General features: G+C 52.5%; 11 protein-coding genes and 1 tRNA gene. 7 read left to right on the forward strand and 5 right to left on the reverse strand.

Annotated features, from left to right (window positions below):
* From ALIPUT_RS03690 to ALIPUT_RS12715, 4 genes are all read left to right on the forward strand, one after another.
* The gene (locus ALIPUT_RS03690) at positions 1-486 is read left to right on the forward strand and encodes a hypothetical protein (RefSeq protein WP_004328364.1); all 486 of its coding nucleotides are present in this window, start codon (positions 1-3) and stop codon (positions 484-486) included.
* A gap of 77 nt (positions 487-563) precedes the next feature.
* The gene (locus tag ALIPUT_RS03695; RefSeq protein WP_040293176.1) at positions 564-1,076 is read left to right on the forward strand and encodes a tetratricopeptide repeat protein; all 513 of its coding nucleotides are present in this window, start codon (positions 564-566) and stop codon (positions 1,074-1,076) included.
* A gap of 66 nt (positions 1,077-1,142) precedes the next feature.
* A complete protein-coding gene (locus ALIPUT_RS03700; protein ID WP_004328366.1) occupies positions 1,143-2,108 on the forward strand; it encodes a hypothetical protein in 966 nt (321 codons plus the stop codon).
* Positions 2,109-2,579: 471 nt separating this feature from the next.
* Positions 2,580-2,681: transfer RNA gene (locus tag ALIPUT_RS12715), tRNA-Gly, on the forward strand.
* A 451-nt stretch (positions 2,682-3,132) separates the two neighbouring features.
* On the opposite strand, the gene ALIPUT_RS03710 is transcribed toward ALIPUT_RS12715, so the two are convergent.
* From ALIPUT_RS03710 to ALIPUT_RS03725, 3 genes are all read right to left on the reverse strand, one after another.
* Positions 3,133-4,017, reverse strand: coding sequence for a helix-turn-helix domain-containing protein (locus ALIPUT_RS03710; RefSeq protein ID WP_040293179.1), 885 nt, complete (start codon positions 4,015-4,017; stop codon positions 3,133-3,135).
* 301 nt (positions 4,018-4,318) lie between these two features.
* Positions 4,319-4,951, reverse strand: a complete 633-nt coding sequence (locus ALIPUT_RS12995) for a hypothetical protein (protein WP_187117661.1) — start codon at positions 4,949-4,951, stop codon at positions 4,319-4,321.
* Between the two features lie 358 nt (positions 4,952-5,309).
* A complete protein-coding gene (locus ALIPUT_RS03725; protein ID WP_040293182.1) occupies positions 5,310-5,771 on the reverse strand; it encodes an N-acetylmuramoyl-L-alanine amidase in 462 nt (153 codons plus the stop codon).
* Positions 5,772-6,138: 367 nt separating this feature from the next.
* On the opposite strand from ALIPUT_RS03725, the gene ALIPUT_RS03735 reads away from it, so the two are divergent.
* Positions 6,139-7,263 (forward strand): MBL fold metallo-hydrolase, encoded by a 1,125-nt coding sequence (locus tag ALIPUT_RS03735; RefSeq protein ID WP_004328376.1) that lies wholly within the window; start codon positions 6,139-6,141, stop codon positions 7,261-7,263.
* A gap of 58 nt (positions 7,264-7,321) precedes the next feature.
* Here the strand turns inward: ALIPUT_RS03735 and gpmA are convergent, their stop codons facing one another.
* Together gpmA and ALIPUT_RS03745 are read right to left on the reverse strand one after the other, a co-directional pair.
* Complete coding sequence (gpmA, locus tag ALIPUT_RS03740; protein WP_004328377.1) at positions 7,322-8,065, reverse strand: 2,3-diphosphoglycerate-dependent phosphoglycerate mutase; 744 nt, start codon at positions 8,063-8,065, stop codon at positions 7,322-7,324.
* A gap of 14 nt (positions 8,066-8,079) precedes the next feature.
* Entirely contained in the window at positions 8,080-9,075 is a 996-nt protein-coding gene (locus ALIPUT_RS03745) for a 2-hydroxyacid dehydrogenase (RefSeq protein ID WP_004328378.1), read from the reverse strand.
* A gap of 194 nt (positions 9,076-9,269) precedes the next feature.
* On the opposite strand from ALIPUT_RS03745, the gene ALIPUT_RS03755 reads away from it, so the two are divergent.
* Both ALIPUT_RS03755 and mutY read left to right on the forward strand, forming a co-directional pair.
* On the forward strand, positions 9,270-10,730 hold the full coding sequence (locus ALIPUT_RS03755) for a DHA2 family efflux MFS transporter permease subunit (protein WP_004328380.1): 1,461 nt from the start codon (positions 9,270-9,272) through the stop codon (positions 10,728-10,730).
* 66 nt (positions 10,731-10,796) lie between these two features.
* On the forward strand, positions 10,797-11,873 hold the full coding sequence (gene mutY / locus ALIPUT_RS03760; RefSeq protein ID WP_004328381.1) for an A/G-specific adenine glycosylase: 1,077 nt from the start codon (positions 10,797-10,799) through the stop codon (positions 11,871-11,873).

Consider the following 11,873-nt stretch of genomic DNA (forward strand, 5'->3'; position numbering starts at 1 on the left):
ATGAAAAAATATCTAATAGGCATCTTCTCCCTGTTGATTGTAGGGTGTGGGGCATATCTTTGGGCTAACTCCATATCGAAAAAAGAGCGGTTGGAATTGCTCAATGGAGAATACGAATTAGTCGATTGGCAGATTCGCCCGAAATCTGCTATTCATGCGGATTCTCTTACGGTGCATGATGTTCCCCAGCGTGGCGAACGCTTAACCCTACAAACGAACGATAACGGAGATTTCCGCTTAACGGCTAAATCATCATTACCAGTCCTGCAACAGTTAGCTGATTTGGAATGGCAACTACACTATGTTCAACGCACGTGGTTTGCATGGCGGCATCGTGTCATGGGGCTATATCATGCGGGCGAACATTCGGCAGATGTTTACTGGCATCAGGCACTTATCAATCAAAAGGATGTAGGCATTGCTTTACAACTACCTGACCCGACGAATGAAAAGATCGGCTGGTTTCTGATTTTACAGAAAAAATAATTTAGGACCGACTTTGTCAGAGGGTCTTAATATAGACCTTTTGAAAAAGTTGGTCAGACTATCCACGCGATAATAATATGAAAAACTACTTAATACCTTTACTTACCCTACTGATTGTGTCGTGTGGAGATTCCCGACCAGAACCGACCTATGATGAAATGCTGAATGATGTCGTTCTGAATTTCAACGTGGGAACAGTAGGCGGCGATAGTGTGCTGAAAAACTTTGTAAAGAAAGCGCAGGCAGATTCAGTCGCTCGGCAATATTCCAATCCTACAATGAAAGAGGAAATGATGTTCACTCTAATCTCTGATTATATAGATGCAGGACAAGTAGACAATGCACAGCACCTATACGATAATATGCTGAAATATGCAGAACAGGAATATGGAAAGGTCTGCCAAATGACAGCAATGACCTATAAGGAAAAAGCGCATTTATACGAACGTGTAGGAGATTTGGAGAATGCTATTCAGATGATGCAAAAGTCCGCAGAGGTGTTTAAGAAATTGCCCAAGAATGACATCAATTATTATACGGATGCAGAGGAGTTCATAAGGAGATGGGAAGAACAGAAGCAGATTAGGTGACATAATTTCAAAGGGCTATATAAGAGAGAATTTTGCAAAATGCGTCACCATCTATATACACACAACATGACCAATGAAATGCTATCTACTAAATATATGGGATTGAGAAATTTTATACATCAGCTGTTTTCGAAAAAGGAAGAGGAAACATGTGCTTTGAAGGATACACAATGCATTGCAGATAAAAGTCAATACGCATTACCTAACGATAATATAAATATACCTAATGAGCAGCAAGATTTAATATTATTTGTATGTAAATTAGGCGATGATGCCTTTCCCTCTACATTTCCACTAATCCTAAACAATATGGACAATCGCATTAAAGGGCTTATTGCGATTTTACCGTTAGAATTGGAAGGGACAGAATTGGTAAAACTCGCATTAGATGAAATAATGTATGTTTCTTCTTCATTCGATTTTATCATAACAATCGACCCAGAGCAACTGCACCATAAGAACCCACAAGTCTCCTTGCAAATGATATTTAGGTATACTGAAGAGCTTGTTCTTAAATGTGCGGAGTGCTTGTTATGCTTGAACAAAATAACATCAATTGAATCTACGCTTAAAAGAAATTGGGGAGGCTCTGCTTATAGAAGGGCTTTCCCAAAATTAGATTTTGGGCAACTTTTGCAGTCTGGAATTTTGACGATAACTCAAACATCGAAAAAGTTTTGTTCAAATAAAGATGGATTACTTGTAGGTACTGGAATGACAGGAGGAGAAATAGTGGAGAAGATATATTTTCATCATAAAAGATATTACTCCGATTACACCCAAGAGCGTCTTCGGGTTTTGCGATTGGGGTTATTACATAAAGGGGGAACAAGTCCTTATTTGGATTTGCTCGGAATCGGAGGAAATGTCGGAGTAGGATTCGATCACCGACCTCAATTTTATAAAAAAATCGTTACCACTAATAGTAAGACTATCCAAAAATGTCTGATTGAAATGTTAATTGGGACAAATCTGCCACTATCAACTTTAACAGAAGAAATAATCCCATATATTGCTTATAATGGTCACTAATTATGAAACCCTACTTACTCCCCATATTTGCCTTACTGATTGGTGGGTGAAGAAAAAGAACCGACTTTGACAAGAGGGAGGGGGGCTTATCATAAACCCTTTGAAAAAGTTGATTCAATTTTATCAAACGATGAATGAGATAGAATTAAAAATAGATAGCAATTAGTTTGGAGTTAAATTGCGTCGTATCTTAAAGAATAGGGAAAGAGGGCCGAAAAAATGCGGTTTTCCTTTGCTTTCAGTAGACAAACACAAATTCTCGGCTTAACGGTCGGGAATTTTTATTTGAAAACTATAAATTCACTATGCCAATGAATAACAAGAAAGAACGTGTTACAGAACTTATTTAGCCCATTAAACAATTCTTTAATTAACAATCATTTACAAACCAGTAGATAGACGCAAATGTTTAACCATCCGTTTAACCAATGCGAAAAACGAGGTAAAACACATTCGAGAAAATCGTCGTAAAAGGAAATAGCTCAGTTGGTTACCCCTAAACGCGCAGCGTTTTGGGGGCTTGAGAGCGCAACCTTGCCAAGGTTGGGGTCGCGAGTTCGAGTCTCGTTTTCCGCTCTGAAACGCAGAGGACAATCGAAAGGTTGTCCTCTGCGTTTTTCAGTGTATTGAGGTCCGGATGAATGATCCTGTATCTCGTCTTTCGAGGGGCGGGAGTATCAATAAAAGTTTGCGAAATTACCTGTCGAAGCGCTGGTTCGAATTCTGTTTCCTTCTTCATGAAAAGATGGTTTATTATTCGGGAGAAGAGTTGATGCTCCTGCGTGATTCCAAATATATTATCAGACGGGATACGGATAAGTTCAGAGAATTTTTGAGGAAATGGAGAGTCCGTTGTTCCTGTTTGACAAGGCAATGGAAAGATTTTTGGCAATAAAAGAAAAACTCCTGCTTGTCACCGACAGGCAGGATATAATTGGATCCGGGGAAATATTTTGAGGGACCGAAGCCAAAAGCCTTTTATTTTCCGGCAGATAACGGCGTCTGTTTCACTCTCTTTCGGGAATTATCGCTCTAAAACCGACTGTTGGCTCTGGCCGACCAGTTTCCCGTTTCGATATTCAGTCGGAGAAATCCCGACGTACTGTTTGAAATATTTGCCGAAGAAGGATTGGGTCGAAAAATTCAGTTCGGAAGCTATTTCCTTGATACTTAAGTCCGAGGAACGGAGCATCTGTTTGGCGTCGGCAATGACCATGCGAATGATCCACTGCAGGGCCGAAATGCCCGATTTCTCTTTGATGATTGCCGAAAAATAGCGGGGTGTCAGATATTGTTCCTGGGCGTAGTAGGTTACCTCCCGTTCCATGCGGTGATTCTGGTAAAGAGAGATTATGAAGTTCTGGAACACATGGTCTTTCCGGTCCTTGTGCTGGGGCTGTTGGGGTTGGCGTGCGAAATAGATGCTCAGAATTTCATAATAGAGTACTTCGCCCATTGCCGTTACCAACTCGTGATTGATGATCTTTTGTTGCGTATTTGTCACCGAGGTGTTTATTGCCGCAATCCGCTTCCGCAATGCGTCGATCAATTGGTCAATGTGTACGTATTGTTCTTTCGTCAGAGACAGGCAGGGGTTTTCGTAGATGAAAAAATTCCAGGTCGGATGGAATGTCTTTTTCGCATTGGTCAGGACGTAATCTATATCGACTGTGAGTACGACGCCCTTCAGATCCTTGCTCCTATGTTTTATCTGAATGGACATAAGAAGAGGAGAGATGTATATGTCTCCCTGGCGGATGTGATATGTCTTGTCTTCCTGAATGATGTCGAGTTCCCCGCCTTGGCAGAGGAAAAGGCTGCATTTATCCGTTCGGGAGAAGGTATAACCTTCTTCCTGCATGGTGGATGTGAGAGGTGGAACAGTAGAAAATTCTACTGGAGTCGTCATAGAATACGGTTTTTTGTAATTTGGTCGCAAAATAGGAAAAAAGGATATAAAGCACAAATAATATACAATATTCCGTTTGATAATCGTACAAATAGGATAATGAATAAACAGAATTAACCTGCCGGATTTCCCTTGCGAAGGCAATACCGTTGCCGGGATTTCATGATTGGAAATCGGAACTGTTTCGTCGGATGTTTGTACCGATGGTTTTTCGTTTTCCCTACTCGTTGTCGGGTGGGGAGAAAGGATGACCGGACGCAACTTTCGTAGAGAAACTGCGTCCGGTCGTCGGAAGGAGATGTTACGGGAGGAGGTTTTTCAGAAAGCGACGGATGGCCGCCCATACTCCTGTTTTGCGGAACACTACGGTCAGGAGTATTCCGAGTGCGATGCCGGTAAAGAGCGTGCGAAACAGATTGCCGGAAGATTTTTTTCGGGTCGTCGAGGCGTGTGTTTCACGCAGGAGGGTCGTATCGCGGGCGAAGGAGGAAAGGTTTCGCAGACCGGTATGGCTTGCGAGGCTGTCCGATTGCCGCTGCCGCCGGAAAGTCTGGTTTGTCAGCAGCCATGTACGCCGTTCCGCTCGGTCGCTTATACCGGTGACGATGAGCGAATCGTCCTGTTTTTCGGCTCGGATCGCGGCCCGTCCGCTGCGGGCGGTGTAGGCCGCACCCGGGGGAAGATGGTCGAGGTCTTTAAGCGGGATCGCCAGCCGGGTCCGGTCCGTCGGCAGGGATTCGGTCGCAATCAGCAGGGTTCGTGATGTCGAGTCGGACTCCTGTTGCTGTTGCCGTAGTTGTCGTACGAGGCTGTCGCGTTGCGATTTTTCGACGCTTCGTTCCGAATGTATTCGGGTCTGTATGTCCGAGGTCTGCGTCGTGGTGCGGGTCGTCGCACATCCGGCTGCCGTCAGGAGCAGCAGCGGCAGCAGCACGGGCCGTTTTTTTCGTCGGGGAGGTTTCATCGGTTTTTTTCTGGGTTTTGCGGTTGAAGTTTTTGCGGAGCCCTTCGACTTCGCGGGTCAGTTTGTCGATTTTGCGGAGCAGTTCCTGTTGGGCGACCAGCCAGTCGGCTTTTTCCCGGCGCAGGGTGACGTTCTCCTGCAGTACGTCGTTGTACTTTTCGCACAACAGGTCGATCGAGCGCTGCATGTCGGCCAGCATGTCGTTGCGGCGCTTGCGGCGGCTGACCAGCCAGGTGACGGTTCCGGCCAGAAAGCCGCTCGGCAGGGCATAGGTCAGCAGGTCGGTGATAAGTGTCGGGTTCATTTCGGTAGTTCGTGTCGAAGGAGGTTAGAGAATGCCGGTTTCCCGAAGCCATGCCTGCACGTCGAACGATGGGCAGGCTTTGGCTGCCAGTTCGTTATGCCCTACGACGGCTGCGCCGGGAAATCGGGCGACGAAATCCCGGACGTAGTGTTCGAGGGCGCTCTTTTGCTGCGGAGTGCGGGTATCGCAGGGGGTCGTGCCGTCGGCGGCGACTCCTCCGGCGTATGCGATGTGGCGGCTGGTGGCGTTGTAGCCGCAGGCGCCGTTGGTGATCTCCCAGGGATCGACCGTGCGGTCTTCGTTGTTGGGAACGAGCCGTTCGACGCTGCCGTCCAGGTGGATGAGGTCGGTATAACCCACCTGACGCCAGCCTCGGCCGCCCTGGGAAACGGGGGCTGTGTGCCACCTGCGGATATCGGCGGCACTCACTTCGCGGCCGGGCGGCGTGGCCGTGCAGTGGATGACGAGTCTTTCGAGTTTTGCCATAATAAAAAAGTGTGAAAGGGGTTGGAATCGGGGCGATGACCGGATTCGGACGGGAGTGGATAAGGTTCCGCCCGAGGAGACGGGAGAAGGTAGCCCGTTTCGGATTGGGTCGGCGAAGCGCAGGACTTCGGGGCGGGGTGACGGTTTCCGCTTTTTTCGGAAAAGCGGGGAGAGGCCGATGGGTGTTTGCAAAGATAACGGGAGACGCCCCGGAATACAAATCGGAGGGACATCCTGCGGCTTTTCGGCGGCATGATGTCGGTTTATTCCGTTGCGATGCGGCGGATTTCCGGTTTTTCGGATTATCTTTGAAACGGTTCGACGGCTCGGGATATGAAATTTCCGAAATGCACGTTTGTTGTTCGATATGAAACGTAAAATAATTCGCACTATGATCGTTTTCCTTGCAGTCGCGGCTCTGTTGGTCGCGGCGATCGCTCTTTTTATGAATCGACCCGAATTCGGACGTGCTCCGCGCGGGGAGCGGCTGGAACGGATCTGGCGTTCGCCCAATTACCGCGACGGCGCTTTCCGCAACCGGCATGCGACGCCGCAGCTCACATCGGGAAAGGGCTGGTGGGCTACGATGTACGACTTCCTTTTCGAGCGTAAGGAGCGCAATCGTCCCGATCATGCGCTGCCTGCAGTGAAGACCGACCTGAAAGCGCTCGATCCGAAAGAGAACCTGCTGGTCTGGTTCGGCCACTCCTCCTACCTGATTCAGGCAGACGGGCTGCGTATTCTGGTCGATCCCGTTTTCGAAACGGCTTCGCCCTTGCCGTTTTTCAACAGACCTTTCGAGGGGACCGATCTCTATAAACCCGAGGATATGCCTGGGATCGACCTGCTGGTCATCACACACGACCATTGGGACCATCTCGACTACGGCACGGTAACGAAGCTGCGCGACCGCACGGGCCGTGTCGTCTGCCCGCTGGGTGTGGGCGAGTATTTCGAATATTGGGGTTTCGATCCGCAGCGGATCACGGAGCTCGATTGGGGCGAACAAGCTGCGCTCGGCGGCGGCTTTACGGTATATTGCCGTCCCGCGAGGCACTTTTCCGGACGTACGTTTCGGGCGAACCGGACGCTGTGGGCTTCGTTCGTCGTCGAAACTCCGTCGCAGCGGATTTTCCTCGGCGGCGACGGCGGGTACGATACCCATTTCGCCGACGTCGCACGCGAGTTTCCGAATCTGGATGTCGCCGTGCTCGAAGACGGCCAGTACAGCGAGGATTGGCGCTATATCCACATGCTTCCGGCCGATCTGAAGCGGGCCGTAGAGGACCTCGGCGCCCGGCGGGTTTTTCCGGTGCACAATTCCAAATACGCTCTGGCGCGGCATCCCTGGGACGAGCCGCTGAACAATGCGGCTGCACTCGCGGCGGAGAATCCCGAGGCGGGGATCGTGCTGCCGCGAATCGGCGAGCCGGTACGTTTGGACCGGTCCGACACGCTGCCGGGCAGGTGGTGGACAGCTCCCGAAAATTGAAAGAGAGCGAAGATCAGCCTTCGCTCTCTTTTTTTATCTTTCTCCGGTATTCCCGGCGCTATTTTTTGCCCTGATTGGCTACGGCTTCCATCAGCTTGCGGATCTGTTCGGGATCGCCCAGAAAGTAATCTTTCACCAGACGTAACTTGTCGTCGAATTCGAAGACGTATGGCACGGCCGTCGGGAGGTTGAGTTCCGAGATCGCCGCGTCGGAGATGCCTTTCAGGTGTTTGATGATACCCCGCAGGCTGTTGCCGTGCGCTACCACCAAGATTTCGTCGTGAACGGACAGTTCGGGGAAAATCACGCATTGCCAGTAGGGCAGCGCCCGTTCGATGGTTTGCTTGAGCGATTCGGTGCGGGGCAGCTCCTCGTCCGGGATCCCGGCGTAGCGGGGATCGAAGCGCGGATTGCGGGGATCGTCTTCGGCCAGCGGATCGGGTGCGACGTCGTAGCTGCGCCGCCAGATGTGCACCTGCTCTTCGCCGAAGCGGGCCGCCGTTTCGCTCTTGTTGAGCCCTTGCAGTACGCCGTAATGTTTCTCGTTGAGGCGCCAGTTTTTCTCGACGGGGATCCATTCCTGATCGAGCCGGTCGAGAACACAGTTCAGGGTCCGGACGGCCCTTTTCAGGTAGGAGGTGTAGGCTTTGCCGAAACGGAATCCTTCGGCTTTGAGCAATTCTCCGGCTTTGAGGGCCTCTTCGACGCCTTTGTCCGTGAGATCGACGTCCGTCCATCCCGTGAAGCGGTTTTCGCGGTTCCACGCGCTTTCGCCGTGCCGCAACAGTACGATTTTTTTCATGGTATGATCTGTTTTTATTTGTATTTCACTTCGTTGAGGCACTCTCCGTGGGAGAATGCCTGAATGTTTTCGAGGGTCGTGCGGGCGATGTTGTCCAGCGCCTCGCGGGTGAAGAATCCCTGGTGGGAGGTGAGGATCACGTTGTTGAAGGAGAGCAGGCGTGCCAGCATGTCGTCGTCCATGATCCGGTCGGAGGTGTCCTGATAGAAGTAATCCGCCTCTTCCTCATAGACATCCAGCCCCGCCGCTCCGATCTTTTTCTCCTTGAGTCCTTCGATCAGGTCGCTCGTGCGGATCAGCTGCCCGCGTCCCGTGTTGATGATGATGACCCCGTCTTTCATTTGACCGATGGCTTCGGCGTCGATCATGTGGAGGGTTCGGTCCGTGAGGGGACAGTGCAGCGAGATGATGTCCGAGCGGCGGTAGAGTTCGGTCAGCGGAACGTAGGTCATACCTGATTCCCGGGCGAACGCCTCGTCGGGGCAGGGGTCGTAGCCGAGGACCTCCATCCCGAAACCCCGCAGGATGCGGATGAGGGCACGGGCGATTTTTCCCGTGCCGACGATGCCGGCCGTTTTGCCGTGCATATCGAAGCCGAGGAGGCCGTGCAGGGCGAAATTTCCGTCCCGGGTACGCCAGTAAGCGCGGTGTACCTTCCGGTTGAGCGAGAGCATCAGTGCCACGGCGTGTTCGGCCACGGCATAGGGCGAATAGGCCGGTACCCGGACTACCGTGATGCCGTGCTCGGCGGCGGCTTTCAGATCGACGTTGTTGAAACCCGCGCAGCGCAGGGCGATCAACCGTACACCCATGCGGGCCAGCTCCCCGACGGTTGGGGCATCCGCCGAGTCATTGACGAAGATGCAGACCGCATCGGCGCCTTGTGCCAGGGGTACGTTGTCGATGTTCAGGTGGCTGCGGTGGTATTTGATCCGTATCCCGTAGTCGGCGTTGATCCGGTCGAACGATTCGCGGTCGTAGGGCTGTGTCCCGAAAAAAATGGTTTTCATGGCGTATATTTCATTTAATTATAACGTTTTTGTCGAGGCGGTATTATCCGTTCCGTTCACGGATTGTGCCAAGAGCGGGAGATTTGCCGCACAAACCGTATCGAAAGCAATATGTCCTTCGTTCGGTTCGGATTTCGAAGCACTCTGTCTCATGGCACTTTTTTTGTCCCGTTTGTTTCCTGAATAAACATGCAATGAGGAATCCGAGAGAACGCATACGCAACAGTAGGGGGTATAAATGGTGGATTTTGAGCCTCGTGATGCTCGGGACTTTCATGGCCGTGATGGACGTGACGGTCGTGAACGTCGGCCTGCCGACCATTATGTCGGTATTTCACATCCCCATTTCGACCGCCGAATGGGTCATTACGGCCTATATGATTACCATGACGCTCATGCTGCCTTCGGCGGGTTGGATCGCCGACCGCATCGGCAACAAACGGATGTATATTCTGGGGTTGGTGCTCTTCACCTTCGGATCGTGGCTCTGCGGCCGCGCCGGGAGCGATATGTTCCTGATTTCGGCCCGTGCCCTGCAAGGCTTCGGCAGCGGCATCATCCAATCGCTCGGCCTGGCGATCGTTACCCGGGAGTTTCCTCCGCAACAGCGGGGGCTGGCCCTGGGGTTGTGGTCGGTGGCGGCCGCCGCTTCGATCTCGTTCGGTCCTCTGATCGGCGGTTATCTGGTGGACGATTACAGTTGGCACCTGATCTTCGATGTCAATGTTCCTGTGGGACTGGCGGCCATTCTGTTTGCAATTTTTATCCAGAAGGAGTGGCGCGGTGCCCGTGCGGGCAGTTTCGACTGGCCGGGTTTTCTGTGCGTGGTCTGTTTCATGCCCCTTTTGATCTTCGCACTGGCCCGAGGCAATTCGCCTTCGAATCCCGAGGGGTGGAGTTCTCCGGAGGTGATCGGATGTTTTGCGGTTGCGGCTGCGGCACTCATTGTCTTTATCGTCCGGGAGCTGCGGTGCGAAAATCCGCTGTTGAATCTGAAACTGCTCGGCGAACGTAATTTCGGCGTTTCGATGGCTGTGCTGGCGATCTTCGGTATCGGCATGCTGGGCGGTACCTATTTGCTGCCGCTTTACATGCAGAAGGGGCTGGGCTATACGGCGATCATGGCCGGAAGCGTTTTTCTGCCCGTCGGCCTGATCCAGGGCGTGCTTTCGACCTGCTCGGGATTCCTGACCCGCTACGTCAAGCCGCTTTTCATCGCCGTGACCGGCATCCTGGTCATGACGTTGAGTTTCTATTTCGCCAGCCGGTTTACTCTTCATACTACGCATGCACAGATCATGTTGGTACTCTATCTGCGCGGCTTCGGCATGGGACTGACCTTTGCCCCGCTGAACGATTTCTCGCTCATGAATTTGAGCCAGTGCGATATGGCTTCGGCAGCCGGTATCTCCAACAGCATCAAGCAACTCTCGGGCAGCGTCAGCATCGCCCTGCTTACCGTTATTCTGACCGGCCGTACGGCGTTCCATTCGGCGCAGGGCGGGCTCTCTTCGGCGGAAAGCTACGTGGCCGGTATCTCCGACGATTTCCTTTTCGTCACATTCGTTTCGTTGGCCTCGGCACTGCCCTTCCTGTGGCTGCTGCGCCCGCGCCGCAAGGCGGCTTCGTTTAAGAGCGAAGGAACGGGCACCTGACGGGTTTGCTTTTATCGCCTTGAATCCCTATTTTTGTCCCGGGGAATCGTCTTTTCCCGGAGGATTTTGAAAAACGATCAGCAGACATACGTTCCCGATCCCGAGGTCGCTTCGCGGCTCCTGGAGTGGTACGGACGCGAGGGGCGCGACCTCCCCTGGCGTCGCACACGGGACCCTTACCGGATCTGGATTTCGGAAGTGATCCTGCAACAGACCCGCGTGGCGCAGGGTATGTCCTATTATCATCGTTTTCTCGAACTGTTCCCCGACGTCGCGGCCCTCGCTTCGGCTCCCGAAGATCTGGTTCTCAAGTGCTGGCAGGGGCTCGGCTACTACTCCCGGGCCCGGAACCTGCTGGCCGCAGCCCGGCGGATCGTGGAGACGCACGGCGGCGTTTTCCCGACGGCCTATGCCGACGTGCGGGCATTGCCCGGCGTGGGCGACTATACGGCTGCGGCGATCTGTTCGATCGCATACGAGGAACCCTGTGCCGCACTCGACGGCAATGTCTTTCGGGTGCTTTCCCGCCTTTACGATCTCGATACGCCCATCGATACGACTTCCGGAAGGAGGACGTTCGCTGCGCTGGCCGATTCGCTGATCGACCGGCAGCGGCCGGGACTTTACAACCAGGCCATTATGGATTTCGGGGCTCTTTGCTGTCTTCCGGCACAGCCCCGCTGTACGGAGTGCCCTTTGCGTGACCGCTGTCTGGCTTTTGCCGCCCGTACGGTCGATGTCCGTCCCGTCAAACAGGGGCGTACGGCTGTCGAACCCCGCTATTTCAACTACCTGCACGTCGAATGCGGCGATGAATTGGTGTTGCGCCGACGGGGTGCCGGCGACATTTGGCAGGGGTTGTACGAATTTCCGCTCATCGAAACTCCCGAACCGGTGGAATATACGGTGCTGGCCGCGATGCCGGAGTTTTGCGCTCTCTTCAAAGATGCCGGGACGGTATGCCTTGCCGGGACCGTCAAGATGCCCGTGCATCAGCTTTCGCACCGGGCGATCCACGCTGTTTTCTACCGGATCGTCGTGGAGCGCTGGACGCCCTCCTTGCGCGAAATGCTCGTCATTTCGCGCGAAACCCTCGGCGATTACGCCGTTTCCCGTCTTACGGAGCGTTATTTATCCCGCTGA

It is taken from the genome of Alistipes putredinis DSM 17216 (assembly GCF_000154465.1).
Classification (GTDB): domain Bacteria; phylum Bacteroidota; class Bacteroidia; order Bacteroidales; family Rikenellaceae; genus Alistipes; species Alistipes putredinis.